Here is a 26,245-nt window from a genome sequence, read left to right as displayed (position 1 = left end):
GCGCAGCAGATGACCGACTCCGTGTACGACATCACGCACCCCGGCGACGAACCCGTCGCCGGCTGGCACCCGGGCAACCCCGGCACCGAAGTGGGCTCCCGCCGTGCAGCACGCCTGGCCGCCGCCGCAGCGTCGGCCCCTCCGGAGCAGGTCTACGACCTCGGGGACGACACCGCCGGATGGCCGGCACCGTCCGGGTCGCCCGTCGCCGTGCCCGTCGCGCAGCCGCTCGCCGCTCCGGCGACGCCGCCCGCCGGGGTGCCGTCGTCGATCGCGACCTACGGCTACGCCGAGGCTCCGACGCAGCAGCTGGCCGCAGTGCCGTACAGCGGCTCCCACTACGCCGCGCCTGCCGCGCCTGCGCCCGCGGCGACGACCGGCGGCGACATCGACTTCTCGCGCCACGCGCGCGAGGTCGCCGACCCCGACCTGATCACCGCACTCGCCCAGGTCGTGTACCAGGGCGCGTCCGACCTGCACGTCACCGCCGACGCCCCGCCCACCGTCCGCGTCGACGGCTCGCTCCGTCCCGCGGTGCCCGGCGGCGCGTGGTCGCGCGGCAAGGTGATCGCCGCACTCAAGACCATGCTGTCGGTCGAGCAGGCCGGCCAGTTCGACCAGGAGCAGGAACTCGACTTCGCGTACTCGCTGTCGCCGGAGTACCGCTTCCGCGTGAACTTCTACCAGCAGCGTGGCAACTGGGGTGCCGCCTTCCGCATCATCCCCACCAAGATCAAGACGCTCAAGCAGCTCGGCATCCCCGAGCACGTCGGCGACTTCGCCGGCCTGCCTCGCGGACTGGTCCTGGTCACCGGCCCGACCGGTTCCGGCAAGTCCACGACCCTCGCCGCCCTGATCGACCTGGTGAACGAGAGCCGGGCCGACCACATCGTGACGGTCGAGGACCCGATCGAGTTCATGCACGAGCACAAGAAGGCGATCATCAACCAGCGCGAGGTCGGTGCCGACACGCACTCCTTCGCGGCCGCATTGAAGCACGTGCTGCGTCAGGACCCCGACGTCATCCTGATCGGTGAGCTCCGCGACCTCGAGACCATCTCGGTCGCGCTCACCGCGGCCGAGACCGGTCACCTGGTGTTCGCCACCCTGCACACGCAGAGCGCCCCCGGCACGATCGACCGTGTCATCGACGTCTTCCCGCCACACCAGCAGGGCCAGATCCGCACGCAGCTCGCGGCGACCCTGCAGGGCGTCGTCTGCCAGACCCTGGTGCCGAAGGCCAACGGCGTCGGCCGGGTCGTCGCCACCGAGATCATGACGATCACCCCCGCCATCGGCAACCTGATCCGCGAGGGCAAGACCTACCAGATCACCTCGGCCATGCAGGCCGGGCGTGATCTCGGCATGCACACCATGGACCAGGACCTCGCCGAACTGGTCAACGTCGGCACGATCTCGCGCAAGGCCGCGATGGACAAGGTGCACGACGAAGAGGGCTTCGACCGGCTGGTGCAGCGCGTCGAGTCCCCGTCCGACTCCTCGGCAGCCGCGATCGCCGCCAGCGGGATCGACTTCGGCGACAAGTTCTCCGGAGGCTACTGATGTCCCTCGCATTCGACTACCGCGGGCGCGACGGTGCCGGCAAGCTCGTCAAGGGGCGCCTCGACGCCTCGTCCGAAGGAGCGGTCGTCCAGCGGCTCCGGGGCATGGGTGTCTCGCCGATCGCGATCACGGAGTCCAAGGCCGGCACGGGGCTGCAGACCGAGATCAAGATCCCGGGCTTCGAGAAGGGCGTCGGTCTCAAGGACCTCGCGATCATGTCGCGCCAGGCCTCGACGATGCTCACCTCGGGACTCTCGCTGCTGCGCGCGCTGTCGATCCTCGCCGACCAGACCGAGAACAAGAAGCTCAAGGACATCCTCGGCAAGGTCCGTGACGACGTCGAACGTGGCGTCTCGTTCTCCGACGCGGTGGCGAAGTTCCCGGTCGACTTCCCGCCGATCATGATCAACATGATCCGCGCGGGCGAGACCGGCGGGTTCCTCGACCAGGCCATGGACTCCATCGCCACCAACTTCGAGAAGGAGCACAAGCTCCGCTCGACGATCAAGTCGGCGATGACCTACCCGGTCGTGGTGCTCGTGATGTCGCTGGTGGCAGTCGTCATCATGCTCATCTTCATCGTGCCGATCTTCCAGAAGATGTTCTCGTCCTTGGGCGGGCAGCTCCCGCTGCCGACGATGGTGCTCGTGTACGCGTCGAACGCGATGGTGTACGTCGGTCCGGTCCTGCTCGTCGCGGCCATCGCGTTCTGGGTGTGGTGGCGAGCGAACAAGAACACCGAACGCGTCCGCGCGTTCGTGGACCCGCTGAAACTCCGACTCCCGGTGTTCGGACAGCTCAACCGCAAGATCGTGATCGCGCGGTTCTCGCGAAACCTCTCGGACATGATCGGAGCCGGTGTCCCGATTCTGCAAGGATTGCAGATCGCCGGAGAAGTGTCGAACAACTACGTGGTCGAGAAAGCGCTCCGGCGCGTTTCCGAAGCCGTGCGGAAAGGTGAATCCATCGCCGCACCGTTGGCAAAAGAACCGATCTTCCCGGCAATGGTGTCGCAAATGGTCGCGGTCGGCGAGGACGCCGGATCGCTGGAGATCATGCTCGAGAAGATCGCTGCGTTCTACGACAGCGAGGTCGAGTCCACCACCGAGGCGCTCACGTCACTGATCGAGCCACTGCTGATCGCCTTCCTCGGTGTGGTGGTGGGCGGCATGATCGTCGCGCTGTACCTGCCGATCTTCCAGATCACCTCGCTCGTCAAGTAACCGCTCGGAGTCGATGCCCCTCGTGCGGGGGCCTGGAAGCACGGAATGCCCCCGTTACTGGGGGCATTTCGGTACCCCCGGACCCCCCGTTCTCGGGATTACGCCCGGAAACACCCCTGAATACTCTTGTGACCGGCGGCGGAGCAGTCCCCGGCACAATCCCCATCGCATTCCCAGAAGAATGGAAACCACCATGTACTTCGCTCTCATGGGCAAGCTCGACGCTCGCCGCAAGGGCCTGCTGGCCGAGGAGGAGAAGGGCTTCACGCTCATCGAGCTCCTGGTCGTCGTCATCATCATCGGCATCCTCGCCGCGATCGCCATCCCGGTGTACCTGAACGTGCAGAACAACGCGAAGGACGCCTCGGCGAAGTCGGACCTGCAGAACGCGAAGACCGCGGTCATCGCCGCGTACACGCAGAACAACACGTTCCCGACGACGCTCGCTGGCCTCGCCGGGTACAGCGCGAGCGGCACGTACGACGCTGGCAAGGGCGTCACCCCGACGCTGACCCGCTCGAACGCGACGGCCGGCTCGTTCTGCATCCAGGTCACCAGCAACTCGACCAACAAGTTCTACGTCGACCAGGACGGTGGCGCCAAGGACGGCGCCTGCCCGGCTGCTGGTTCCTGAGCCGAGCCCATGACGGGGCGAACCCGACTCGACGTGAGTCCGGTTCGTCCCGTCTTCCTGTCCGTCATGCCGCTGAGCGGAGGTGAACCATGCAACGACTCTCGACGCTCCTCGCCGACGCGCGTGACCGCGACGACGGCTTCTCGATCATCGAGGTGCTCGTCGCCATGACCGTGTTCGCGATGATCGCAGCGGGTGTGGCCATGGGGATCGCGAGCTCCCTCTACCTCGCACAGGGTTCGCGCTCGCGCGAAGTCGCGATCGGTCTGGCACAGGACGCCATCGACAAGGCGCGGACGAGCAGCAACCTGTTCGGGGTCACCGACGCGACGGACTCGTTGACCCGGAACGGCGTCGACTACTCCGTCAAGCAGACGGCCCGCTGGGTCCCGACCTCCGGCACCGCCAACGCCTGTGGGTCCGGCGGCGGCCCGCTGGCTTACAAGCGGGTGTCGATGACCATCAGCTGGACGGCCGGAGGGCGTGGATCGACCCAGTCGATCTCGATGAACAGCATGGTCGCTCCGACCACCTCGGTGACGGCCGCGAACCTCGGCACCATCGTGGTCTCGGTGTCCCGGGTCGACGGCTCGGGCAACCAGGGTGTGGGCGTGACGATCGCGCCGAACACCAGTAACCCGAACGGCGCCGCAGCGATCACCTCCACGATCGGACAGACGGACGTGACGGGGTGCACCTACGCGCTGAACGTCAAGCCCGGGCGGTACGACGTCACGCTCACGAAGTCCGGGAACATCGACGACGGTACGTCGTCGGGTTCGCTCGGCGCGCAGACCGCCACGCCGTCCACGACGGTCACGGTGCAGACGAACCAGACCTCCGCTGCCAACTTCAACTACGACACCGCGCTCACGGTCGTGCCGCAGTGGTCGGATCCGAACCAGAGCACCACCGCCTTCACGCCACCGACCAGCAGTCCGGTGTCGCTCCGACGGAAGACCGCCGATTACGGTCCCTACGCGGCCGGGACGACGGCCCAGGTCTTCCCCTACGCCGATGGCTACAAGGCGGTGCCGGGGACCCCGGCGACCTGTCTGAGCGTCGACCCGGAGAACTGGACCACGGCGAAGGGCGCCGCGGTGGCCCCGCGCGCCCTCGCGCAGCCCCAGGCCGGCACGAACGCGGTCAAGGCTCCCGTCCAGATCGTCACCGTGAAGCTCGCCGCGAAGACCGACAACGCGCTGACGGCCACGACCATCGCGCCGACCGCGAACTCGGGTGATCCTGGCTGCGCAACCCCGGTGACGTACACCTTCACGGGCCTGTCGAACCAGACCGCGACGATCGCTCTGCCCTACGGCACGTACTCCTTCCAGTCCGGCACCGTGCTGAAGATCCTCGGTGGTGTCGTCTCCCTGACCCTCAGCAGCGGAGCCCCGTCGGCGACCACGGCGACGGGCGTCTCCACCTCGTCCGGCAAGGTCATGCTCGATCCCCGGCGGGCACCGTGATGCGCGCGCTCGCCCGGCTGCGCCGGGATGACCGCGGTCTCTCCCTCGCGGAGCTCATCGTCGCGATGAGCGTCACCGTCCTGCTCCTCGCGATGGCAGGAGCCTTCTTCGCCTCCGTGACCCGCGCGTCCACGACGACCACCGGGGTCGACGGCAACACCCGGGCGGCGTCGACCGCGATGCGGGAGATGCAGCGTATGTTCCGGGTCGCGTCGAACAACCCCGTCGCGAGCGGCATCGACACGCAGTACGCGTTCCAGTACGCCTCGGCGACATCGGTGCGCTTCTTCGCGTACATCAACCTGAACTCCGCGGTCGACGTCCAGCCCGTCGAGGTGCAGTTCACGCTCGATTCGTCGAACGGGACGATCACGGAGACGAAGTGGAACGGCACGGCGACCGACGCGTCGAACAGCTACTTCGACTTCCCCCGCGCCACGACGGCGACGCTCGGCAACACCCCGACCTCGAGGCTGACGCTCGCGTCGTCGGTCGTGCCGACTGCGCTGTTCACGTACCGGGATGCGGGCGGGAACGCGCTGATGCCCGGCGCGACCGGTCTGAGCGTCGCTGACCTGCAGTCGGTCCGATCCGTCACCGTCGCCCTGACCGTGGGCGAACGCGACATGTCGAAGCCGTCCGCCGCCAACAACGTCTCGCTCACGAGCACCGTGGGCATGCCCAACCTGCAGTTCGGAGGCTGACCGTGCGCCGCATGCTCGACGCGATCCGCTCGCGGGACGACGACCGCGGGGTCGCCCTCACCGCCGTGCTCGGGATCGGGGTGATCGTGATGATCCTCGCCGCGACGATGGTCGGTCTCTCGACGTCCGGTGCGACGAAGTCCGCCTCCGATCGCGACTACGCGAACGCGATGGCGGCAGCGTACGCCGGGCTCGCCGACTACCAGTCGCGCGTCAACGCCGACAACACGTACGCGACGAAGTACGGCGACTCCGGTCAGCCGTTCAGCACCGGGAACACGTTCCCGAATCGCACGGGGGACAACGCCGCGTTCACGACCTGGGTCGCGGTACCGGACTCGACGGGTGCCGGCGGCTCGACGTTCTACCGGTACGCGGTCGACAACAGCATCTACGGGCAGCAGGGCATCGTCCGGGTCCAGGTCACCGGCAAGGCCGGCAACACGACGAGGACCTTGGTCGCGAACGTCAAGCCGGACGGCTTCTCGAACTACCTGTACTGGACGGACTACGAATCCGGCGATCCGGACATCACCGGCGAGGACTGCTCGAACGTGTACCAGAACGCGACGTTCTCGAACTCGCCCGGCGGCGGCAAGAGCGCATGTTCGCGGATCCAGTTCCAGGACGGCGACACGTTGAACGGGCCGATCCGCTCCAACGACGTGATGCTCATCTGCGGTGGGACCTTCAAGAACACCGTGCAGTCCGCCGTCGGCACCACCGACTACGGATGCTCGCCCAAGCGCACCCCGTCCTACCAGTACTACAGCGGCTACGCGCCGGAGACCGTCGGCTCGTACACGCCGCCGTCCACGATCAGCGCCGGGCGCGACCGCATGTACACCGACGACACCGCGATCACCACGACGACACCCGGGACGGGGTGCTTGTACACGGGGCCGACCCAGATCACCTTCCTCGGCAACGGCAAGATGACGGTCCGCTCCCCGCTCACGCTGAAGACGAATCTGCAGAAATCGGGTCCGAACTACGGATCGGAGCCGACGAAGTGCGGGGCGATCGCCGATCTGCAGGGTGCTGGGGCCACGCTGAGCACGAGCCTGCTCGCGAACAACTTGGTCTACGTGCAGGACGAACCCGCCTCCGCAGGCAGCGGCAGCTCGACGAACCCGAACTACTACTGGTCGAAGTACACGACCCGCAACGCACCGTCCGCGTGCATGAAGAGCCCGTCGGTGACCGACAACGGATTGGGCTTCCCCTACACGGGGCCGATCTCCGGGTACTCCGGTACCTACTCGGAGTCGGTCCCGCGGAACGCACAGGGAGACCCGGTCCCGTTCAGCACCGCCTACGGCTGCAGCAACGGTGACCTCTTCGTCTCCGGCAAGGTCGACGCGTCGATCACGCTGTCCGCCGAGAACTACGTCTACATCACCGGGGACCTGCAGTACGTGGCCAACCGGGCCGCCTCGACCGTGCTCGGGATCGTCGGGCAGGAAGCCGTGATGGTCTGGAACCCGATGTACTTCAGCGGCGCCAGCGCGTACGCGTTCCTCGCGGACAACCGGACCGTCGCCGGAGCGATCCTGTCGAACCAGGGCACCTTCACGGTGCAGAACTACGCGTACGGCGGTGGCCGGGGAACCCTGACGGTGAACGGTTCGATCGCTCAGCGCTACCGCGGAGCCGTCGGCAAGGGGGCGAACGGGTACCTCAAGGCGTACGGGTACGACACGAGCCTCGCCAGTTACACGCCACCGTTCTTCCCGCAGCCGGTGGTCACCACGTACAAGGTGACCTCGCAGATCGAGGTCAAGCCCGCCTACGACGGCGGCGGGAGCCCACGATGACCGCCGCGGTGGTGGTCGTCGGCTTCGCGGCGGCCACGGGACTCGCGATCGGCTCGTTCCTCAACGTCGTGGTCCACCGGGTCCCGGCTGGTCTGTCCGTGGTGGCACCGGCGAGTGCGTGCCCACGGTGCGGTCACGAGATCCGGGCGCGGGACAACGTCCCGGTGCTCTCGTGGGCCGTCCTGCGTGGGCGCTGCCGCGACTGCGCTGAGCCGATCTCGGTCCGCTACCCGCTCGTCGAACTCGCGACAGCAGTCCTGTTCGCGCTCGTCGTCCTGCACTTCGGACCAGCACTGCTGGCCGCCACCGATGCCCGTGCCGCGGCGCTCGCGACGACCGTCCTCGTCGCGATGCTGTACCTGATGGCGGTGTCGGTCGCACTCGCCCTGATCGACCTCGACGTCCACCGCCTGCCGAACGCGATCGTCCTGCCCGCCTACCCGGTGCTCGCCGCGCTGCTGACGGCCGCGAGCGCGCTGAGCGGTGACTGGGGTGCCCTCCTGCGCGCGGGCACCGGTCTGCTGGTCCTGGGCGGTGGCTACCTGGTGCTGGCGCTCGCCGTCCCGGGCGGCATGGGACTCGGCGACGTGAAGTTGGCCGGTGTGCTCGGCCTCGTGCTCGCGTACCTCGGATGGGGACCCCTCGCAGTGGGAGCTTTCGGAGCCTTCGTCCTCGGCGGTAGCTTCGCCATCGGCCTCATGGTGGCCGGACGTGCGAAGCGCGGCTCCGGTATCCCGTTCGGCCCCTGGATGCTCGGCGGTGCCTGGCTCGGTGTCTTCATCGGTCAGCCGGTCCTCGACGGGTACCTGCGGATCATCGGCCTGGCCTGAGGAAGGACCACACATGGCGAAGAACGTCGTCGGGATCGACATCGGGGGTGAGACCATCCGCGCTGTCGAGGTGACGAACCCGAACAAGCCCGGGCCGGTGATCCAGCGCGTTGCAGAGGTCCCCCTGCCCGTCGGAGCGACCAAGCGCGGCGAGGTCCTCGAGCCGAACACGATCGCGGCCAGTCTCCGGGAACTCTGGCGCGTCGGCCGCTTCCGGTCCAAGGACGTGGTCCTCGGCATGGGGAACCAACGGGTGCTCTCCCGCGACCTCACGGTCCCGAAGGCTCCGCTCGCGCAGATCCGCGAGTCACTGCCCTTCCAGGTCCAGGACATGCTCCCGGTGCCCGTCGGCGACGCGATCCTCGACTTCTACCCGGTGTCCGAGTCCCACGGGACGGACGGTCCGGTCGTGCACGGTCTCCTGATCGCGGCCATCAAGGACGCAGTGCTCGCGAACGTCCGTGCGGTGCAGCTCGCCGGCCTGAACCCGATCGGGGTCGATCTGATCCCGTTCGCCCTCACCCGGGTGTACCTCCCCGCATCGCGGTTCCCCGGGACCCACGCACTCGCCGAGATCGGGGCGAACACCACGACGGTGGTCGTGGCGACCGACGGCGTCCCGCAGTTCGTGCGCATCATCCCGAGTGGCGGCGACGACCTGACCGCGACCCTCGCGACGGCACTCGACATCGCGGTCGACCAGGCTGAGGCAGTGAAGCGCTGGATCGGCCTCGGCGCTCGTGCGCAGACCCCTGATGACGTCCGCGCCGCCACGACCGTCCGTGAACTCAGCAACGAGTTGCTGACGAGTCTGCGCAACACGGTGAACTACTTCGTCAGCACGCGGCCAGGAGCCGGCGTGCAGAGCCTCGTCCTCGCCGGCGGTGGCGCCCAGCTGCCGGGCTTCGCCGAGGCGCTCCAGGCGTCGACCGGCATCGACGTCAGCATCGGCGACCCGTTCGCCGACGCGCCCACGAACCGGTCGATCCGGCGAGAGGACGTCGCCGGCCGTGGGCTCGCAGTGGCGGTCGCCTGGGGCCTCGCGACCGGGAGCTGTGCAGCATGACCAAGATCCTCGAGCCCTCGAAGCGCGCACGACGCGGCGCAGGGACCTCCCACGAGGTCCGGATCGCGGCGGACACCGCCCAGCGGACGAAACGTCAGGGACGCGGTAACGGCCAGTCGGTCGTCGTGGGCGGTGTGCCGCGAGTCGATCTGCTGCCGACCGAAGTCCTCATCGATCGTCGCCAGCGCGCGGTCGTCCGGCGGGCCTGGCTCGGTGTCGTGGTCGTCGCGGTGGCGGTCGGGGCCGGAGTCGTCCTGGCCTCCGCGACGGCCATGCAGGCCGACACTCAGCTGGCAGCCGCCCGTGAGCAGACCGACTCGCTCCTGGTCGAGCAGCAGCAGTACCGCGAGGTGCGCAGCACGGAGACGCAGTCCGAGCTGCTGCGTGCGGCTCAGCAGGTCGGTGGGTCGACGGAGATCGACTGGCAGGCAACGCTCCAACGGGTCCAGGACTCGCTCCCCGCTGGTGTGACGATCACGGGCGTCCAGATCGACTCCGCGACCCCGCTCGAGGCCTACGCCCAGGCGACCAGCCCGTTGCAGGGGCAGCGTGTGGCGACACTCACGATCGACGCCGCGAGCCCGACCCTTCCGTCGGTGCCGACCTGGCTCGACTCGGTGAAGGGTCTCCGGGGGTTCGTCGACGCGAACGCCAACTCGGTGACGCTCGACACGTCGACGAACGTCTACACGGTGGACATGACGATCCACCTCGACGAGAAGGTCTACGACGGCAAGTACGCAGCGAAGGACGGATCATGAGCCGCAACCGATTGATGCTCCTCCTCGCGGTCGTCGCAGCGGTCGTGGTGGCCGCCGGCGGGTTCTTCCTCGGCGTGCAGCCGCAGCTCGACCGTGCTGCGACGGCGAAGAGCGACACCGAGAGCATCAGCGCCGGCAACGCGACGACGCGCGCTGAGATCGCACGGCTCCGCCAGCAGGCGAAGACCCTGCCCGAGATGCGTACCCGCCTCGCGACGCTGCAGGCGTCCGTGCCCGACGCGGCTGGAGTCTCGTCGTTCATCAGCCAGCTCAACGGGACCGCTGACACGGCCGGAGTCCAGGTCGCGACGATCACCGTCGGTGACGCGACCGCGTACTCCCCGCCCGCAGCACCGGCCGGAGGGGACACGAGCAGCGACGCTGCCTCCTCCGACGGCTCCGCGACGGCCACAGCGACGCCGGCGCCGACTGCGGTCGCGACGACCCCTGCGGCTCCGGAGACGGCGACGGACAGCAGCATCACGTCGCGGAACTTCTCCGTCATCCCGGTGTCGGTGACCGTCAACGGTGAGTTCCCAGGAGCGCTCACCTTCGTCAGGGGTGTGCAGTCGAACTCGCGGCTCTTCCTGATCGACTCGATCTCGTCGTCGTCGCCGAGCACGGCAGCCGCCGATGACTCCGACGCGCAGGCGGAGTCTCCGTCGTGGACCTTCAGCGGGTCGATCTACGTGCTCTCGGACGCCGCAGCTGCGGCCTCCGCGAAGGGCTGACCCGACCCCCTCCCACTGGGGTGTGACGCGCCACGCCGACCCCTCTTCCGCGACACCCGTCGGTGTGCGTACGATGCTGACGACGCCGTGATCGCGGCTGCTCATCTCCCTCTCGAACGGTCGGCTCGAACCGGCCGTTCCCGTCGTGCCCGGAGTCGCGCGTGTTGGTCGGAATCGTGGAATTCCTTGGTTGGTTCGGCGCTGTAACCGTGCTGGCTGGTTACATTCTCTTCTCCACGGGGAAGCTCCCGAACGGGCCGGTCTACCAGCTCTTCAACCTCGTCGGCGGGCTGGCCGTCGCCGTCAACGTGGCCGCGCACCACGCGGTGCCGTCGACCATCGTCAACGGCATCTGGGCGATCGTCGCCGTGGTCGTCCTGGTGAAGATGGGACGCGCCCGTCGCGCGGCGAAGCGCGGCGAGCCGGCGGCCTCCGAGGGGACCGTGCTGCACGCCGAGCCGGCGTCCACCACCGGCGTCCTGCCGATCATCGGCCCGGCCCTACGTGACCACGAGCCGGAGGAGCCCTCCGAGTCGGACGCAGCCCCGGGCCTCCAGGCCGCACCGACCACCAGCACGACGCAGGTCGCTCCGATGACCGAGACCGTCCCGATCATCACCGCGACGATCGCACTGGCCCTGGTCGCCGCAGCCCAGGGGCACGTGGAGCGTGCGGACAGCGCAGACGCCGCCGAAGGCGCCGACCACGCGGAGCGGACCGAAGCCACCCGCTGACCGTCCCGTCGGCGATACGATCACCTCATGTCCCGGTGGTTGATCGCGACGATGACGTCCGTCCTCTTCATCGCGCTCGTCGTCGCCGTCGCGGGGTTCGAAGCGCTCCTCGCCGACGTCGAGGCGATCGCGCAGCCGGACGCGACCCCGTACCTCGGCCCGGCCATGGTGATCGGCGCCGCCGTGGTGGTGTTCCTCGCGACCGCGGTCGGCGCGCGAGAGGGCAACCCCGGTGTCACCGGCCTGGTCGCCGCCGCGACCGCCTACCTGGTGATGCTCGGCGTCGGCGCCGTCGGGTACGCGGCGATCCGCCGCGACCTGACCGAGCTCCTCGTCTTCCCGGCCGGCTACGCACTCGGGCCGTTCGTGGTCGGCTCCGTCGTGGTGGCGCTCCTGTCGGTGATCGGCGGGATCTCCATGGCCCGGCACCAGGCCCGGACGACGGGCTCGACATCCACGGCAGGGCAGCGGCAGGAGCCGACCGTCGCGGGTGACGACACCGTCGGGCGGTAGTCTGCCCGGGCACGACGCACACGCAACGGGGGAACGATGAGCGACCAGCACACGCCGGATCCGGACCAGCAGGACGGTTGGGGAGCCGTGCCGTCGGTGGCGTCGATCCGCGGGACACAAGAAACGCCAGCGACCGCGCAGAACGCGCAGGCCGGGTCGACGGCGCCGGCCGCGCACGGCGCGCAGTACGCTCCGACTGCGTCGCGCGCTCCGCGCCGGAAGCTCCGCCGCGGCCAGCTGGTCGGGATCATCGCCGGCAGCACCGCGGTCGTGTTGTTGCTCGTCGCCGGTGTCGTCGGGTTCTCGGTCGGCTCGGCCACCCACTCGGCCGACCGCCCCGTGCGGGCGTTCCTGGACGACCTGACGGCGGGGAAGGTCACCGACGCCCTCGACGCAGCGGGCATCGACCGGACGAAGGCCGACGTGCTCCTGACCGATGCCGCGTACGCGAAGGCGACCGCGAAGATCACCGGATACCGGGTGGCCGCGACGCGCACGGACGGCGACACCGCCACCGTCCGCGCGTACCTGCGTCAGGCAGGCCGGGACGTCGCGGCGACCTTCACACTCGACAAGACCGGCACCGACTGGGGCGTGTTCCCGGTGTGGGAGCTACAGGCGCCGGAGCTCGGCAGCGTCGACGTCAGCGTCCGGGGTCCGTCCGGCGCCTCGGTGCAGGTCGCGGGCACGTCGACGAAGACCCCGAAGGACGGCACGGTTGGTCTCCGCGCCCTCCCCGGCACCTACGCGGTCACGTACGACGGCGGCAAGTGGACGAAGGCCACGGGTGGCAGCGCCGTCGTGGGCGGGTTCGGTGGCAGTACCTCGACGCCCGTGCATATGACCGCGACGCTCACGAACGCGGGCGACCAGGCGGCGAAGCGGGCCGTGGACGCCTGGGTGGACGGCTGCATCGCCTCGAACGACGCCGCGCCGGCCGGGTGCAGCTTCTACGCGTACGGCGAGAACCCCGCGTACACCTACACGAACGAGAAGTGGACGCTCGAGTCGCGGCCGACCGTCGCCGTCGGCAGCTGGACCACGAACGGCTGGCTCGTCTCCACCACCACCTTCGGCCGGGCCACCTTCACGGCGGACATCGCCGGCGCGGGCGGCACCGGGACGGCCACGGCCGGACCGCTCAACGTCAACGCGAGCGGGTACATCACGGGGTTCTCGAGCTCGGGTGCGACGTTCCGGTCGGCGGTCGGCAACGGGTCCTCGGACACCGGCTCATGACGGTGTCCGGCGTGGTGCCGGCCCGGATTGATTTCGTCCCGTTACGCGGGTAGTCTCTTCTGGGTGTGCGCCCTCGGGCGCGCCCGAAAAGTCCGGCGAGCGAGATCGCCCAGTCGGACCACTCCGTCCCCCCGCAGGTTCCTCCGCCGTCAGGCGGTCATCAGCGTGGGACGAGGAAGCCGGCGGATCGCGCCGGCCAGAGAGCACGAGCGAAGAACCAGGAGAACAGTTGCCTACTATTCAGCAGCTGGTTCGCAAGGGTCGTACGCCGAAGGTCACCAAGACCAAGGCGCCCGCCCTGAAGGCGAACCCCCAGCAGCGTGGTGTGTGCACCCGCGTCTACACCACCACCCCGAAGAAGCCGAACTCCGCACTGCGCAAGGTCGCTCGTGTGAAGCTCTCGAACGGCACCGAGGTCACGGCGTACATCCCCGGTGAGGGCCACAACCTCCAGGAGCACTCGATGGTGCTCGTCCGTGGCGGTCGTGTGAAGGACCTCCCCGGTGTGCGGTACAAGATCATCCGTGGCGCCCTGGACACCCAGGCCGTGAAGAACCGTAAGCAGGCTCGTAGCCGCTACGGCGCGAAGAAGGGTTGAGTTAGATGCCTCGTAAGGGTCCCGCCCCCAAGCGTCCCGTCGTCGCCGACCCGGTCTACGGTGCGCCGATCGTCAGCCAGCTCGTCAACAAGATCCTGCTCGACGGCAAGAAGGGCCTCGCCGAGCGCATCGTCTACGGTGCACTCGAGGGCGTCACTGCCAAGAACCAGCAGGATGCTGTCGTCACGCTCAAGAAGGCGCTCGACAACGTCCGTCCGACCCTCGAGGTCCGCAGCCGCCGCGTCGGTGGCTCGACCTACCAGGTCCCGGTCGAGGTCAAGCCGCACCGCGCGAACACCCTCGCGCTACGCTGGCTGACCTCGTACGCCAAGGCCCGTCGCGAGAAGACGATGACCGAGCGTCTCATGAACGAGATCCTCGACGCGTCGAACGGTCTCGGTGCCGCGGTCAAGCGCCGCGAGGACACGCACAAGATGGCCGAGTCGAACAAGGCCTTCGCCCACTACCGCTGGTAGTCCCGGCACCGTCCGGGCACCGGTGGTCAAGAACCCCGGCGCCCGGACGGCCGCCAACCTCTCCTACAACTCTTCCGGAGGAACCCTGTGGCACAGGACGTGCTCACCGACCTGAACAAGGTCCGCAACATCGGCATCATGGCGCACATCGATGCCGGCAAGACCACGACGACCGAGCGCATCCTGTTCTACACGGGCATCACGCACAAGATCGGTGAGGTCCACGACGGCGCTGCCACGATGGACTGGATGGCGCAGGAGCAGGAGCGCGGCATCACGATCACGTCGGCCGCGACGACCTGCTTCTGGGACAACAACCAGATCAACATCATCGACACCCCCGGTCACGTGGACTTCACGGTCGAGGTGGAGCGTTCGCTCCGCGTCCTCGACGGTGCGGTCGCCGTCTTCGACGGCAAGGAGGGCGTCGAGCCCCAGTCCGAGACCGTGTGGCGTCAGGCCGACAAGTACAACGTCCCGCGCATCTGCTTCGTCAACAAGATGGACAAGCTCGGCGCGGACTTCTACTACACCGTCGACACGATCATCAACCGCCTCGGTGCGGAGCCCCTCGTGCTCCAGCTGCCGATCGGTTCGGAGAGCTCGTTCGAAGGCGTCGTCGACCTCGTCCAGATGCGTGCACTCACCTGGCGCGGCGACGCCAAGGGTGACGTCGCGATGGGTGCGAAGTACGAGATCGAAGAGATCCCGGCCGACCTGCAGGACCGCGCCGCCGAGTACCGCGAGAAGCTCATCGAGCGCGTGGCCGAGGCGGACGACGTCCTCATGGAGCGTTACCTCGAGGGCGACACCGACTTCTCGGTCGACGAGATCAAGGCCGCGATCCGCGCCCTCACCGTGAGCAGCACGCTCTACCCGGTGCTGTGCGGTTCCGCGTTCAAGAACCGCGGTGTCCAACCGATGCTCGACGCCGTCATCGACTACCTCCCGTCCCCGCTCGACGTGCCGCCGATGATCGGCCACGACGTCAAGGACGAGGAGAAGGAGATCATCCGCAAGCCCGACGCGTCGGAGCCGTTCTCGGCTCTCGCGTTCAAGGTCGCGGTGCACCCCTTCTTCGGTCGCCTCACCTACGTCCGCGTGTACTCCGGCTCGATCGAGTCCGGCGCACAGGTCATCAACTCGACCAAGGGCAAGAAGGAGCGCATCGGGAAGATCTTCCAGATGCACTCCAACAAGGAGAACCCGGTCGCCAACGTGACCGCTGGCCACATCTACGCGGTCATCGGCCTCAAGGACACCACCACCGGTGACACCCTGTGCGACCCGACCAACCAGGTCGTCCTCGAGTCGATGACGTTCCCGGAGCCGGTCATCGAGGTCGCGATCGAGCCGAACACGAAGGCTGACCAGGAGAAGCTCTCCACGGCCATCCAGAAGCTCGCCGAAGAGGACCCGACGTTCCGCGTCGAGCTCAACGCCGAGACCGGTCAGACGACGATCAAGGGCATGGGCGAGCTCCACCTCGACATCCTCGTCGACCGCATGAAGCGCGAGTTCCACGTCGAGGCGAGCGTCGGCAAGCCCCAGGTGGCCTACCGCGAGACGCTCACCAAGATCGTCGAGCGCTACGACTACACCCACAAGAAGCAGACCGGTGGTTCCGGTCAGTTCGCGAAGGTGCAGATCGCGCTCGAGCCGATGGAGGTCACGAGCGAGAAGGTCTACGAGTTCGTCAACGCGACCTCCGGTGGCCGTGTCCCGCGCGAGTACATCCCCTCGGTCGACGCCGGTATCCAGGACGCCATGCAGGTCGGCATCCTCGCGGGCTACCCGACCGTCGGCGTGAAGGCCATCCTCAAGGACGGCGCGGCGCACGACGTCGACTCGTCCGAGATGGCGTTCAAGATCGCCGGTTCCATCGCCTACAAGGAAGCGGCCCGCAAGGCCGGTCCCGCGATCCTCGAGCCGATCATGGCCGTCGAGGTCCGTACTCCTGAGGAGTACATGGGCGACGTCATCGGTGACCTGAACTCCCGTCGTGGCCAGATCGCCTCGATGGAGGACGCCTCGGGCGTCAAGGTGGTCCGCGCGAGCGTGCCGCTGTCCGAGATGTTCGGCTACGTCGGCGACCTGCGGTCGAAGACCTCTGGTCGTGCGGTCTACTCGATGACCTTCGAGACCTACAGCCAGGTCCCGGCCAAGGTCGCCGAGGAGATCATCGCGAAGAACGCGGGGGAGTAGCGCTCAGCGCTTCTCCACAGGCGGGGGTGCCCGGCGACGGGCCCCTCGCCACCAAGTAAAGTACAGACACACACCGCGCATCAACGGTCGCGAGCCCATCCAGGGCCGGCCGGGGATGACGCTTCCGAGTCCTGAGGAGGACCCACAGTGGCCAAGGCCAAGTTCGAGCGCACCAAGCCGCACGTCAACATCGGAACCATCGGTCACGTCGACCACGGCAAGACCACGCTCACGGCGGCGATCACCAAGGTTCTGCACGACCAGTACCCGGACCTCAACGAGGCCCGTGACTTCGCGCAGATCGACAACGCTCCCGAGGAGCGCCAGCGCGGCATCACGATCAACATCTCGCACGTCGAGTACCAGACCGAGAAGCGTCACTACGCGCACGTCGACGCCCCCGGTCACGCCGACTACGTGAAGAACATGATCACGGGTGCGGCGCAGATGGACGGCGCGATCCTCGTGGTCGCCGCCACCGACGGCCCGATGCCCCAGACGCGTGAGCACGTGCTGCTCGCCCGCCAGGTCGGCGTCCCCTACATCGTCGTCGCGCTGAACAAGTCCGACATGGTGGACGACGAGGAGATCCTGGAGCTCGTCGAGCTCGAGGTCCGCGAGCTCCTCGGCTCGCAGCAGTTCGACGAGGACGCCCCCGTCGTGCAGGTCTCGGCGCTCAAGGCGCTCGAGGGCGACGAGAAGTGGGTCAAGTCGGTCCAGGAGCTCATGGCCCAGGTCGACGAGCACGTGCCGGACCCGGTGCGCGCCACCGACCAGCCCTTCCTGATGCCGATCGAGGACGTCTTCACGATCACCGGTCGTGGAACGGTCGTCACCGGTCGTGTCGAGCGTGGAACGCTCAACCTGAACGCCGAGGTCGAGATCGTCGGCATCCGCGCGACGCAGAAGACCACGGTCACGGGCATCGAGATGTTCCGCAAGCTGCTCGACCAGGCGGTCGCCGGTGACAACACCGGTCTGCTCATCCGTGGCCTCAAGCGCGAGGACGTGGAGCGCGGCCAGGTCGTCGTGAAGCCGGGTTCGGTCACGCCGCACACCGAGTTCCAGGCGAACTCCTACATCCTGACCAAGGAAGAGGGCGGGCGTCACAACCCGTTCTACGCGAACTACCGTCCGCAGTTCTACTTCCGCACCACGGACGTCACCGGCGTCATCACGCTGCCCGAGGGCACCGAGATGGTCATGCCCGGTGACACCGTCGCCATGACCGTCGAGCTGATCCAGCCGATCGCCATGGAAGAGGGCCTCCGCTTCGCCATCCGTGAGGGTGGTCGTACGGTCGGCGCCGGTACGGTCGAGAAGATCCTCAAGTAACTCCGGTTACCTGCCGCAGCGGGGTCGAGCCTTCGGGCTCGGCCCCGCTGTGTCGTTGCCCCGGTCGACGTGGCAGCGCTCGGAGCCACTGTCGGCCGCTCACGGCCCTGGCGGGCGGCGGACGGGAGGCCCGGGGTACGCCCGCCACGACGGCGTCCGTCCGCCCCGTACGGCGTCCCAGGCAGCGGGGAGTTGGCTCGGCCGGGTGACTCGTCTGCGCCGTTCCACGACCTCCGGTCGTGGCTACCACCGTGTCCGGAGCGGCCGCGGCTTCTCGTACCGTGACCCCGACGGTGCGACCGTCACCGATGCCTCGGTGCGTCAGCGGCTCGAGGACCTCGTCATCCCGCCGGCCTGGGACGACGTCTGGATCTCGCCGTACGAGAACGGGCACGTCCTCGCGACCGGCATCGACGGAGCCGGACGCCGCCAGTACATGTACCACCCGTCGTGGCGCGAACGGATGGACCGGATCAAGTACGACCGGGCGCTCGCCCTCGCGGAGTCGCTGCCGGTCGCACGGCGCGGGGTCACGCAGGACCTCCGACGACCGGAACCCGATCGCCGCCGAGCGCTGGCCGCAGCGTTCCGGATGCTCGACCAGGGCTCGCTGCGGGTCGGATCGGAGCGGTACGCCAGCGAGCACGGCAGCCGCGGACTGTCGACCCTGCTGTGCGCGCACGCCCACGTCTCCGGTGACGACATCGAGCTTGACTTCCCCGGCAAGAGCGGGCAGGAGTGGTCGTCGTCGATCCACGACGCCGACCTCGCGACGGTGATCGCCGGCATGAAGCGCCGTGGGCCGAACGCCCGACTGCTGTCGTTCCGCGAACGCCGCGGTGACGAGTGGGAGCCGTTGTCCGCCGAGGACATCAACGCCTACGTCAAGGAGCGTGCTGGTGACGACTTCACGGCGAAGGACTTCCGCACCCTGCACGGCACGGTGGCCGCGGCCGTCGACCTTGCCCGGACCGGTCCGCTGTCGTCGCAGGCGAAGCGGAAGCGTGCGGTGTCCCATGCCGTGAAGGCCGCGAGCGACGAGCTCGGCAACACCCCGACGGTGTGCCGGCAGAGCTACATCGACCCGCGGCTGCTCGACGCCTACGAGCACGGCGAGACCATCGATCCGGCCCGGATCCACGCCGCCGAGTCCGAGGTCCGGGCACTGCTCTACCGACAATGACCCCGGGAGCGTCCGGATGACGTAGCGTTGGTCGACGTGCCGGACCACCCCACACGGCACGGAAGGACCCACAACAGTCGTGACTGACGAGTGCATCCACGGTTTCCCCACCGAGCTCTGCGACATCTGCGCGCCCCGGCAGCGTGAGGAGTCGGCGATCCCAGCCGCTCCGGCGCCACGGCGGACCCGCATCACCACCAACCTGCGCGTCGACCCGCCGGCCTCCGGCCCCGGGACGTCGCTGCGCTCACCGACGTCGCTCCGGTCGTCGTCGGCCGACCTGCCCGAGGCTCGGGTGTTCGCGTCGCTGCGTGCGCACCACGTGACCCACATCGACAACCTCGACGGCATCGTCGGGTCCGGCGCCATCCTGGCGGCCGACCAGGCGGAGCCCGCCGTCGACGTCAGCAGCCCCGAGACCCGGGCCGCACGCGCCGAGGCCGAAGCGCCCGACGGCAGCACCATCGCGAGCCACGTGCCGTTCACCCTGTCGCCGGATGCCGTCCGGTGGGACGAACTCCGCACCGGCGCCGTCGGGGAGCGGTGGTCCGACGCCGCCCGACGCACGCGCGCGGTGGACTACGTCGTGCTCGTCGTCCCGGTCTCGGCGTTCGGTGACTCGGTGGTCGTCGCCGACCAGGACGCCGACGCCGACGACGTCCGGTTCGCCGTCGGCCCCGACGCCGGGACGAACCTGATCCGCCGCACCGACTTCTCCGACCCCGAGATGCTCGGACTCGAGCTCCTCGCGGGGCCGAGCGTGCCGTTCTCGTCCGTCGCGGTGATCGGTGTCCCGAACGACAAGGCCCGTCAGACGGTCCGTGCGGTGCTCGCCGACCACGGCGGCCACGCGCCGCGCGTGGCGGTCTTCCCGCCGTGGTTCGTCCCTCCGGTGACGGCCGAGTAACCGTCTCCACGAGCGCCCTCCGGACCATGTCCGGAGGGCGCTCCGCGTTGCGGCGGCGACCCGTGCCTCCAGGCCGTCCGATCCGCGTGGATCCGGGGAAGCGAGCCGGTGTCGACACGCCCGGCACATCGCGACACGCCCGGGTTGCACGTGGGCTCGGGACATGCGAGACTTGTCCGGTTCCGAATTCCCCGCGGGTGCGAGTCCGCAGGATCACTGCTCTGGCAGTGCACAACCCCCCTGTTCAGCAGGGCTGGGTTGGGCCGCAGGCAGCAGAACACGACTCCCCGAGGTCATGACGGACGCGACACTGTTGCGCCCGGAGTGCGAGGAAGTCGATTGCCCACGCTGGACGGCCAAGGTCGCCCGCGCGGTTGACAGGTGAACAGCGGTCATCCCCAGCGGATGCGGCCGGTTGGTTCAGGAAAACAGCACGGTCTGCAGCAATGCGGAGCCGAGCGGCGTCAGGCGGCCTGCGGGTGCGCGGCGCAGAGAGAGGACAAGAGACACATGGCGGGACAGAAGATCCGCATCCGGCTCAAGTCGTATGACCACGAGGTCATCGACACGTCGGCCCGGAAGATCGTCGACACGGTGACCCGTGCCGGTGCAACCGTGGTCGGCCCGGTGCCACTCCCCACCGAGAAGAACGTGATCGCAGTGATCCGTTCCCCTCACAAGTACAAGGACTCGCGCGAGCACTTCGAGAAGCGCACGCACAAGCGGGTCATCGACATCGTCGACCCGACGCCGAAGGCCGTTGACTCGCTCATGCGACTCGACCTGCCGGCAGACGTCAACATCGAGATCAAGCTGTAAGGGGGCTGACCAATGGCGAACTCAACCAAGACCGTCAAGGGCCTCCTCGGCAAGAAGCTCGGGATGACCCAGGTGTGGGACGAGAACAACAAGTTCATCCCCGTCACCGTGATCGAGGTCGGCCCGAACGTGGTCACCCAGATCCGCAACGCTGAGCGCGACGGCTACGAGGCGATCCAGATCGCCGCCGGTGCCATCGACCCGCGCAAGGTCAACAAGCCGGCCGCTGGCCACTTCGAGGCCGCTGGCGTGACCCCGCGTCGCACCCTCACCGAGATCCGGACCAACGACTCCGCTGAGTACACGCTCGGCCAGGAGCTCACCGTGGACGGCACGTTCACGGCGGGCCAGAAGGTCGACGTCGTCGGTACCTCCAAGGGCAAGGGCTTCGCCGGTGTCATGAAGCGCCACGGCTTCCACGGCGTCGGCGCCTCGCACGGTGCACACCGCAACCACCGCAAGCCCGGCTCGATCGGTGCTTCCTCGACCCCGTCGCGTGTCTTCAAGGGCATGCGCATGGCCGGTCGTATGGGTGGCGACCGCGTGACCGTCCTCAACCTCACGGTGCACGCCGTCGACGCCGAGAAGGGTCTGCTGCTCGTCAAGGGCGCCGTCCCCGGTGCTCGTGGCCGCTCCGTCTTCGTCCGCACCGCCGTGAAGGGTAAGTGATCATGGCCACCACGACCGCAACCACGATCGACGTCCTCGACGCATCGGGTGTCAAGTCCGGCACCGTCGAGCTGCCCGCAGCTCTCTTCGACGTCGAGACCAACGTCCCGCTGATCCACCAGGTCGTCACCGCGCAGCTCGCAGCCGCGCGTCAGGGCACCCACAAGACCAAGAACCGCGGCGAAGTCCGCGGTGCCGGTCGCAAGCCGTTCAAGCAGAAGGGCACCGGCCGCGCCCGTCAGGGTTCCGTCCGTGCTCCCGAGCACACCGGTGGTGGCGTCGTCCACGGACCGACCCCCCGCGACTACTCGCAGCGCACCCCCAAGAAGATGATCGCCGCAGCGCTGCTCGGCTCGCTCTCGGACCGCGCCCGCGGTGGCCGCATCTCGGCTGTCGACGGCTTCGTCGAGGCCGACGTGCCGTCGACCAAGGTCGCTCGCACGCTCCTCGAGAAGGTCGCGCCCGTCAAGCACGTGCTGATCGTGCTCGAGTCGAACGACGAGCTGACGCTCAAGTCGATCCGCAACCTGCCGAACGTCCACGCGCTCTCGTACGGCCAGCTGAACGCCTACGACGTCCTCAAGTCGGACGCCGTCGTCTTCAGCAAGAGCGCCCTCGACGCCTTCATCGCGTCGAAGACCGCGAAGGAGATCACCGCATGAGCGGCTTCAACAAGGACCCGCGCGACGTCATCATCTCGCCGGTCGTCTCGGAGAAGAGCTACGCGCTCATCGACCAGGGCAAGTACACGTTCATCGTGGACCCCCGTTCGAACAAGACCGAGATCAAGCTCGCCATCGAGAAGATCTTCGAGGTCAAGGTCGCGAGCATCAACACGCTGAACCGCCCGGGCAAGACCCGTCGCACCAAGTTCGGTCTCGGCAAGCGCAAGGACACCAAGCGCGCCATCGTGACGCTCAAGTCCGGTTCGATCGACATCTTCACGGCTGTCGGCTGAGGACCAGAGGGATAAATCATGGCTATTCGTAACTACAAGCCGACGACCCCCGGTCGTCGCGGCTCGTCGGTCGCCGACTTCGCTGAGATCACCCGTTCGACTCCGGAGAAGTCCCTGCTTCGTCCGCTGCCGAAGACCGGTGGTCGCAACAGCTCCGGCCGCATCACCACGCGTCACATCGGTGGTGGCCACAAGCGCCAGTACCGCGTGATCGACTTCCGTCGCTCCGACAAGGACGGCGTGGACGCCAAGGTCGCTCACATCGAGTACGACCCCAACCGCACTGCGCGCATCGCGCTCCTGCACTACGTGGACGGCACGAAGCGGTACATCATCGCGCCGAACAAGCTCAAGCAGGGCGACGTCATCGAGCAGGGCCCCGGCGCCGACATCAAGCCCGGCAACAACCTGCCGCTGCGCAACATCCCCGTGGGTACCGTCGTGCACGCCATCGAGCTCCGCCCCGGTGGCGGCGCGAAGATGGCCCGCTCGGCTGGCGCCTCGGTGCGTCTCGTCGCCAAGGACGGCCCCTACGCGCAGCTCCGTCTGCCGTCGGGCGAGGTCCGCAACGTCGACGCACGCTGCCGCGCCACGATCGGCGAGGTCGGCAACGCCGAGCAGTCGAACATCAACTGGGGCAAGGCCGGCCGCATGCGCTGGAAGGGCGTCCGCCCGACCGTGCGTGGTGTCGCGATGAACCCGGTCGACCACCCCCACGGTGGTGGCGAGGGCAAGACCTCCGGTGGTCGTCACCCGGTCAGCCCCTGGGGCCAGGCCGAGGGTCGCACGCGCAAGCCGAACAAGCCGAGCGACAAGCTCATCGTCCGTCGCCGTAACGCCGGCAAGAAGCGCAAGTAGGAGTTCAGAAGATGCCACGCAGTCTGAAGAAGGGCCCCTTCGTCGACGAGCACCTGCTCCGCAAGGTCGTCACGCAGAACGAGGCCAACACCAAGAACGTGATCCGTACCTGGTCGCGGCGGTCGATGATCGTCCCGAACATGCTCGGTCACACCATCGCGGTGCACGACGGCCGCAAGCACATCCCGGTGTTCGTCACCGAGTCGATGGTCGGTCACAAGCTCGGCGAGTTCGCGCCGACCCGCACCTTCCGTGGTCACGTGAAGGACGACAAGAAGGGCCGTCGCCGCTAACGCGGGGACGCAGAGGAGGAACGAAATGGTGGAGTCGATCGCACGCGTGCGACACATCCGCGTCACGCCTCAGAAGGCCCGTCGCGTCATCGAGCTGATCCGCGGCAAGCAGGCCCACGAGGCGCTCGCCATCCTGAAGTTTGCCCCCCAGGGCGCTTCGGAGCCCGTGTACAAGCTGGTCGCCTCGGCGATCGCGAACGCCCGGGTGAAGGCTGACTCGACGAACAGCTTCCTCGACGAGCGCGACCTCTACGTGAGCCGCGTCTTCGTCGACGAGGGAACGACCCTGAAGCGGTTCCAGCCGCGCGCCCAGGGCCGGGCCTTCCGCATCAACAAGCGCACCAGCCACATCACGGTCGTCCTCGCGACGCCGGAAGAGGCCGAGGCTGCCGCGACGAGCAAGAAGGCGAGCAACTAATGGGCCAGAAGGTCAACCCGTACGGCTTCCGTCTCGGGATCACGACGGACCACGTCTCGCACTGGTTCACCGACAGCAAGAAGGCCGGTCAGCGCTACGCCGACTACGTGGCCGAGGACATCAAGGTGCGCGAGTACCTGAAGAAGACCCTCGACCGCGCCGGTGTCGCTCGCATCGAGCTCGAGCGCACCCGTGACCGTGTCCGCGTGGACATCCACACGGCGCGTCCGGGCATCGTCATCGGCCGCCGCGGCGCCGAGGCGGAGCGCGTTCGCGGTGAGCTCGAGAAGCTCACCAAGAAGCAGATCCAGCTGAACATCCTCGAGGTCAAGAACCCCGAGACCGAGGCCCAGCTCGTCGCGCAGGGCATCGCCGAGCAGCTCTCCGCTCGTGTCGCGTTCCGTCGCGCCATGCGCAAGGGCCTGCAGGGTGCACAGCGCGCCGGCGCCAAGGGTGTCCGCATCCAGGTGTCGGGCCGTCTCGGCGGCGCCGAGATGTCCCGTTCGGAGTTCTACCGCGAAGGCCGTGTGCCGCTGCACACCCTCCGCGCGAACATCGACTACGGCTTCTACGAGGCCCGGACCACGTTCGGCCGCATCGGCGTGAAGGTCTGGATCTACAAGGGCGACATCACGAACAAGGAGCTCGCTCGCGAGCAGGCGAACCAGCGTTCGTCGCGCCCCGAGCGTCGTGGCGGCCCGCGCGGTGAGCGTGGCGACCGTGGCGGCGACCGTCGTGGCGGCGACCGCGGTGACCGCCGCCCGCAGCAGGCCCCGCAGGACGCGCCGGCCGGCGCAGGAGTTGAGGCGTAACCATGCTTATTCCCCGTCGAGTCAAGCACCGTAAGCAGCACCACCCGAAGCGTTCGGGTCAGGCAACCGGTGGTACCAAGGTCAGCTTCGGCGACTACGGCATCCAGGCCCTCACCCCGGCGTACGTGACCAACCGTCAGATCGAGTCCGCTCGTATCGCCATGACGCGTCACATCAAGCGTGGCGGCAAGGTCTGGATCAACATCTACCCGGACCGCCCGCTCACGAAGAAGCCGGCTGAGACCCGCATGGGTTCCGGTAAGGGCTCGCCCGAGTGGTGGGTCGCCAACGTCAAGCCGGGTCGTGTGCTCTTCGAGCTCTCCGGCGTCACCGAGGACATCGCCCGTGAGGCGCTGACCCGTGCAATCCACAAGCTGCCCCTCAAGGCACGCATCATCAAGCGCGAGGAGGGCGACGCATAATGGCGATCGGTTCCAAGGAGCTCCGTCCGACGGAGCTCGACACGTTCGAGAACGAGCGTCTCGCTGACGAGCTGAAGAAGGCCAAGGAGGAACTCTTCAACCTCCGCTTCCAGTCGGCCACCGGCCAGCTGGAGAGCCACGGTCGTCTCCGTGCCGTCAAGCGCGACATCGCTCGCATCTACACCGTCCTCCGCGAGCGCGAGCTCGGCATCCGTGCCACTCCCGCGCCCGTCGAGACCGCCACCAAGGCCAAGAAGACGACGAAGAAGGCTGACAAGCCGGCTGAGTCGACCGAGGCCGAGACCGCCGAGGAGAAGTAATGGCGAACGAAGAGAAGACCTCCGCCGCCCTCACTCGCGGCTACCGCAAGACGCGTCGCGGCTACGTGACCAGCGACAAGATGGACAAGACCATCGTGGTCGAGGTCGAGGACCGCGTGAAGCACGCGCTCTACGGCAAGATCATCCGTCGCACGTCCAAGGTGAAGGCCCACGACGAGCTCGGCACCGCTGGTGTCGGCGACCTCGTCGTGATCAGCGAGACCCGTCCCCTCAGCGCTTCGAAGCGCTGGCGCCTGGTCGAGATCCTCGAGAAGGCCAAGTAGGCCTCGGCCTGCTTCGGAATAGGAGACAGCAGTGATTCAGCAGGAATCCCGCCTGAAGATCGCCGACAACACGGGTGCCAAGGAGATCTTGACCATCCGCGTGCTCGGTGGTTCGGGTCGTCGCTACGCCGGTCTCGGTGACGTCATCGTCGCCACGGTGAAGGACGCCATCCCCGGCGGCAACGTGAAGAAGGGTGACGTCGTGAAGGCGGTCATCGTTCGCACCAAGAAGGAGACCCGTCGTCAGGACGGCTCCTACATCAAGTTCGACGAGAACGCGGCAGTGATCCTCAAGGCCGACGGCGACCCGCGCGGCACGCGCATCTTCGGTCCGGTCGGTCGCGAGCTCCGTGACAAGAAGTTCATGAAGATCATCTCGCTCGCGCCGGAGGTGCTGTAAG

The 26,245-nt window shown here is 68.0% G+C and carries 31 protein-coding genes; all 31 read left to right on the top strand.

The annotated features are described in order from the left end of the window. The first annotated feature begins 9 nt into the window (after nt 1-9). The 31 genes from ACIPV1_RS15275 (at nt 10) to rplN (ending at nt 26,244) form a co-directional block, all read left to right on the top strand. Entirely contained in the window at nt 10-1,563 is a 1,554-nt protein-coding gene (locus ACIPV1_RS15275) for a type IV pilus twitching motility protein PilT (protein ID WP_194671737.1), read from the top strand. Next, nucleotides 1,563-2,786 carry a type II secretion system F family protein gene (locus ACIPV1_RS15270; protein ID WP_402726748.1) on the top strand — a complete coding sequence of 408 codons (1,224 nt, stop codon included), beginning with the start codon at nt 1,563-1,565 and terminating at the stop codon, nt 2,784-2,786. Before ACIPV1_RS15275 ends, ACIPV1_RS15270 begins: the two co-directional genes overlap by 1 nt. A 193-nt stretch (nt 2,787-2,979) precedes the next feature. Further along, nucleotides 2,980-3,420: a type II secretion system protein gene (locus tag ACIPV1_RS15265; RefSeq protein WP_402726747.1), complete on the top strand. Its 441-nt coding sequence runs from the start codon at nt 2,980-2,982 to the stop codon at nt 3,418-3,420. An 89-nt stretch (nt 3,421-3,509) separates the two neighbouring features. Then, nucleotides 3,510-4,892 carry a prepilin-type N-terminal cleavage/methylation domain-containing protein gene (locus ACIPV1_RS15260; protein ID WP_402726746.1) on the top strand — a complete coding sequence of 461 codons (1,383 nt, stop codon included), beginning with the start codon at nt 3,510-3,512 and terminating at the stop codon, nt 4,890-4,892. Continuing rightward, complete coding sequence (locus ACIPV1_RS15255; protein ID WP_402726745.1) at nt 4,892-5,596, top strand: PilW family protein; 705 nt, start codon at nt 4,892-4,894, stop codon at nt 5,594-5,596. Before ACIPV1_RS15260 ends, ACIPV1_RS15255 begins: the two co-directional genes overlap by 1 nt. An 11-nt stretch (nt 5,597-5,607) precedes the next feature. Then, the gene (locus ACIPV1_RS15250) at nt 5,608-7,413 is read left to right on the top strand and encodes a hypothetical protein (protein WP_402726744.1); all 1,806 of its coding nucleotides are present in this window, start codon (nt 5,608-5,610) and stop codon (nt 7,411-7,413) included. Beyond that, nucleotides 7,410-8,243 (top strand): prepilin peptidase, encoded by an 834-nt coding sequence (locus ACIPV1_RS15245; RefSeq protein ID WP_402726743.1) that lies wholly within the window; start codon nt 7,410-7,412, stop codon nt 8,241-8,243. Before ACIPV1_RS15250 ends, ACIPV1_RS15245 begins: the two co-directional genes overlap by 4 nt. A 13-nt stretch (nt 8,244-8,256) precedes the next feature. Then, nucleotides 8,257-9,309, top strand: a complete 1,053-nt coding sequence (gene pilM / locus ACIPV1_RS15240) for a type IV pilus assembly protein PilM (protein WP_123936966.1) — start codon at nt 8,257-8,259, stop codon at nt 9,307-9,309. Continuing rightward, a complete protein-coding gene (locus ACIPV1_RS15235) occupies nt 9,306-10,070 on the top strand; it encodes a hypothetical protein (RefSeq protein WP_402726742.1) in 765 nt (254 codons plus the stop codon). The genes pilM and ACIPV1_RS15235 overlap by 4 nt, the downstream gene beginning before the upstream one ends. After that, on the top strand, nt 10,067-10,801 hold the full coding sequence (locus ACIPV1_RS15230; protein ID WP_402726741.1) for a hypothetical protein: 735 nt from the start codon (nt 10,067-10,069) through the stop codon (nt 10,799-10,801). Before ACIPV1_RS15235 ends, ACIPV1_RS15230 begins: the two co-directional genes overlap by 4 nt. Nucleotides 10,802-10,977: 176 nt before the next feature. Beyond that, a complete protein-coding gene (locus ACIPV1_RS15225; RefSeq protein ID WP_402726740.1) occupies nt 10,978-11,535 on the top strand; it encodes a hypothetical protein in 558 nt (185 codons plus the stop codon). Nucleotides 11,536-11,562: 27 nt separating this feature from the next. After that, nucleotides 11,563-12,048 carry a DUF6121 family protein gene (locus tag ACIPV1_RS15220; protein WP_131877658.1) on the top strand — a complete coding sequence of 162 codons (486 nt, stop codon included), beginning with the start codon at nt 11,563-11,565 and terminating at the stop codon, nt 12,046-12,048. A 36-nt stretch (nt 12,049-12,084) separates the two neighbouring features. Continuing rightward, nucleotides 12,085-13,287 (top strand): hypothetical protein, encoded by a 1,203-nt coding sequence (locus tag ACIPV1_RS15215; RefSeq protein ID WP_402726739.1) that lies wholly within the window; start codon nt 12,085-12,087, stop codon nt 13,285-13,287. Between the two features lie 229 nt (nt 13,288-13,516). Continuing rightward, nucleotides 13,517-13,885: a 30S ribosomal protein S12 gene (gene rpsL / locus ACIPV1_RS15210; protein WP_017885540.1), complete on the top strand. Its 369-nt coding sequence runs from the start codon at nt 13,517-13,519 to the stop codon at nt 13,883-13,885. Between the two features lie 5 nt (nt 13,886-13,890). Continuing rightward, entirely contained in the window at nt 13,891-14,361 is a 471-nt protein-coding gene (gene rpsG, locus ACIPV1_RS15205; RefSeq protein WP_055950927.1) for a 30S ribosomal protein S7, read from the top strand. Between the two features lie 87 nt (nt 14,362-14,448). After that, nucleotides 14,449-16,566 carry an elongation factor G gene (fusA, locus tag ACIPV1_RS15200; protein WP_111083473.1) on the top strand — a complete coding sequence of 706 codons (2,118 nt, stop codon included), beginning with the start codon at nt 14,449-14,451 and terminating at the stop codon, nt 16,564-16,566. Between the two features lie 147 nt (nt 16,567-16,713). Further along, entirely contained in the window at nt 16,714-17,901 is a 1,188-nt protein-coding gene (gene tuf / locus ACIPV1_RS15195) for an elongation factor Tu (protein ID WP_123293136.1), read from the top strand. A gap of 205 nt (nt 17,902-18,106) precedes the next feature. After that, nucleotides 18,107-19,084, top strand: a complete 978-nt coding sequence (locus tag ACIPV1_RS15190; protein WP_402726738.1) for a DNA topoisomerase IB — start codon at nt 18,107-18,109, stop codon at nt 19,082-19,084. Between the two features lie 79 nt (nt 19,085-19,163). After that, complete coding sequence (locus tag ACIPV1_RS15185; protein ID WP_123293140.1) at nt 19,164-19,991, top strand: DarT ssDNA thymidine ADP-ribosyltransferase family protein; 828 nt, start codon at nt 19,164-19,166, stop codon at nt 19,989-19,991. A 510-nt stretch (nt 19,992-20,501) separates the two neighbouring features. Then, on the top strand, nt 20,502-20,810 hold the full coding sequence (gene rpsJ / locus ACIPV1_RS15180) for a 30S ribosomal protein S10 (protein WP_017885534.1): 309 nt from the start codon (nt 20,502-20,504) through the stop codon (nt 20,808-20,810). Nucleotides 20,811-20,822: 12 nt separating this feature from the next. Further along, a complete protein-coding gene (gene rplC, locus ACIPV1_RS15175; RefSeq protein WP_027466731.1) occupies nt 20,823-21,479 on the top strand; it encodes a 50S ribosomal protein L3 in 657 nt (218 codons plus the stop codon). A 2-nt stretch (nt 21,480-21,481) separates the two neighbouring features. After that, nucleotides 21,482-22,141, top strand: a complete 660-nt coding sequence (gene rplD / locus ACIPV1_RS15170) for a 50S ribosomal protein L4 (RefSeq protein WP_111083469.1) — start codon at nt 21,482-21,484, stop codon at nt 22,139-22,141. Further along, nucleotides 22,138-22,437 (top strand): 50S ribosomal protein L23, encoded by a 300-nt coding sequence (gene rplW, locus ACIPV1_RS15165; RefSeq protein WP_111083468.1) that lies wholly within the window; start codon nt 22,138-22,140, stop codon nt 22,435-22,437. The genes rplD and rplW overlap by 4 nt, the downstream gene beginning before the upstream one ends. A gap of 18 nt (nt 22,438-22,455) precedes the next feature. Further along, nucleotides 22,456-23,295, top strand: a complete 840-nt coding sequence (gene rplB / locus ACIPV1_RS15160; protein ID WP_111083467.1) for a 50S ribosomal protein L2 — start codon at nt 22,456-22,458, stop codon at nt 23,293-23,295. A gap of 11 nt (nt 23,296-23,306) precedes the next feature. Next, nucleotides 23,307-23,588, top strand: a complete 282-nt coding sequence (rpsS, locus tag ACIPV1_RS15155; protein ID WP_017885529.1) for a 30S ribosomal protein S19 — start codon at nt 23,307-23,309, stop codon at nt 23,586-23,588. Between the two features lie 25 nt (nt 23,589-23,613). Continuing rightward, nucleotides 23,614-24,006, top strand: coding sequence for a 50S ribosomal protein L22 (rplV, locus tag ACIPV1_RS15150; protein WP_111083466.1), 393 nt, complete (start codon nt 23,614-23,616; stop codon nt 24,004-24,006). Continuing rightward, the gene (gene rpsC / locus ACIPV1_RS15145; RefSeq protein ID WP_017885527.1) at nt 24,006-24,818 is read left to right on the top strand and encodes a 30S ribosomal protein S3; all 813 of its coding nucleotides are present in this window, start codon (nt 24,006-24,008) and stop codon (nt 24,816-24,818) included. Before rplV ends, rpsC begins: the two co-directional genes overlap by 1 nt. Before the next feature lie 2 nt (nt 24,819-24,820). Beyond that, on the top strand, nt 24,821-25,240 hold the full coding sequence (rplP, locus tag ACIPV1_RS15140; protein ID WP_111083465.1) for a 50S ribosomal protein L16: 420 nt from the start codon (nt 24,821-24,823) through the stop codon (nt 25,238-25,240). After that, entirely contained in the window at nt 25,240-25,560 is a 321-nt protein-coding gene (gene rpmC / locus ACIPV1_RS15135; protein WP_111083464.1) for a 50S ribosomal protein L29, read from the top strand. The genes rplP and rpmC overlap by 1 nt, the downstream gene beginning before the upstream one ends. Continuing rightward, entirely contained in the window at nt 25,560-25,844 is a 285-nt protein-coding gene (gene rpsQ, locus ACIPV1_RS15130) for a 30S ribosomal protein S17 (protein WP_111083463.1), read from the top strand. Before rpmC ends, rpsQ begins: the two co-directional genes overlap by 1 nt. A gap of 31 nt (nt 25,845-25,875) precedes the next feature. Continuing rightward, entirely contained in the window at nt 25,876-26,244 is a 369-nt protein-coding gene (gene rplN, locus ACIPV1_RS15125) for a 50S ribosomal protein L14 (protein WP_111083462.1), read from the top strand. Nucleotide 26,245 lies beyond the last annotated feature (1 nt).

Source organism: Curtobacterium sp. NPDC089991 (genome assembly GCF_044748425.1).
Lineage (GTDB): Bacteria > Actinomycetota > Actinomycetes > Actinomycetales > Microbacteriaceae > Curtobacterium.
Note: the sequence above shows the minus strand (reverse complement) of the source record. Positions and strands in the feature narration are given on the sequence as shown.

Coding starts and splice junctions, on each gene's coding strand:
- ACIPV1_RS15275 (WP_194671737.1), top strand. CDS start 10: ATGACCGACTCCGTGTACGACATCACGCACCCCGGCGACGAACCCGTC.
- ACIPV1_RS15270 (WP_402726748.1), top strand. CDS start 1,563: ATGTCCCTCGCATTCGACTACCGCGGGCGCGACGGTGCCGGCAAGCTC.
- ACIPV1_RS15265 (WP_402726747.1), top strand. CDS start 2,980: ATGTACTTCGCTCTCATGGGCAAGCTCGACGCTCGCCGCAAGGGCCTG.
- ACIPV1_RS15260 (WP_402726746.1), top strand. CDS start 3,510: ATGCAACGACTCTCGACGCTCCTCGCCGACGCGCGTGACCGCGACGAC.
- ACIPV1_RS15255 (WP_402726745.1), top strand. CDS start 4,892: ATGCGCGCGCTCGCCCGGCTGCGCCGGGATGACCGCGGTCTCTCCCTC.
- ACIPV1_RS15250 (WP_402726744.1), top strand. CDS start 5,608: ATGCTCGACGCGATCCGCTCGCGGGACGACGACCGCGGGGTCGCCCTC.
- ACIPV1_RS15245 (WP_402726743.1), top strand. CDS start 7,410: ATGACCGCCGCGGTGGTGGTCGTCGGCTTCGCGGCGGCCACGGGACTC.
- pilM (WP_123936966.1), top strand. CDS start 8,257: ATGGCGAAGAACGTCGTCGGGATCGACATCGGGGGTGAGACCATCCGC.
- ACIPV1_RS15235 (WP_402726742.1), top strand. CDS start 9,306: ATGACCAAGATCCTCGAGCCCTCGAAGCGCGCACGACGCGGCGCAGGG.
- ACIPV1_RS15230 (WP_402726741.1), top strand. CDS start 10,067: ATGAGCCGCAACCGATTGATGCTCCTCCTCGCGGTCGTCGCAGCGGTC.
- ACIPV1_RS15220 (WP_131877658.1), top strand. CDS start 11,563: ATGTCCCGGTGGTTGATCGCGACGATGACGTCCGTCCTCTTCATCGCG.
- ACIPV1_RS15215 (WP_402726739.1), top strand. CDS start 12,085: ATGAGCGACCAGCACACGCCGGATCCGGACCAGCAGGACGGTTGGGGA.
- rpsG (WP_055950927.1), top strand. CDS start 13,891: ATGCCTCGTAAGGGTCCCGCCCCCAAGCGTCCCGTCGTCGCCGACCCG.
- rpsJ (WP_017885534.1), top strand. CDS start 20,502: ATGGCGGGACAGAAGATCCGCATCCGGCTCAAGTCGTATGACCACGAG.
- rplC (WP_027466731.1), top strand. CDS start 20,823: ATGGCGAACTCAACCAAGACCGTCAAGGGCCTCCTCGGCAAGAAGCTC.
- rplD (WP_111083469.1), top strand. CDS start 21,482: ATGGCCACCACGACCGCAACCACGATCGACGTCCTCGACGCATCGGGT.
- rplW (WP_111083468.1), top strand. CDS start 22,138: ATGAGCGGCTTCAACAAGGACCCGCGCGACGTCATCATCTCGCCGGTC.
- rplB (WP_111083467.1), top strand. CDS start 22,456: ATGGCTATTCGTAACTACAAGCCGACGACCCCCGGTCGTCGCGGCTCG.
- rpsS (WP_017885529.1), top strand. CDS start 23,307: ATGCCACGCAGTCTGAAGAAGGGCCCCTTCGTCGACGAGCACCTGCTC.
- rplV (WP_111083466.1), top strand. CDS start 23,614: ATGGTGGAGTCGATCGCACGCGTGCGACACATCCGCGTCACGCCTCAG.
- rpsC (WP_017885527.1), top strand. CDS start 24,006: ATGGGCCAGAAGGTCAACCCGTACGGCTTCCGTCTCGGGATCACGACG.
- rplP (WP_111083465.1), top strand. CDS start 24,821: ATGCTTATTCCCCGTCGAGTCAAGCACCGTAAGCAGCACCACCCGAAG.
- rpmC (WP_111083464.1), top strand. CDS start 25,240: ATGGCGATCGGTTCCAAGGAGCTCCGTCCGACGGAGCTCGACACGTTC.
- rpsQ (WP_111083463.1), top strand. CDS start 25,560: ATGGCGAACGAAGAGAAGACCTCCGCCGCCCTCACTCGCGGCTACCGC.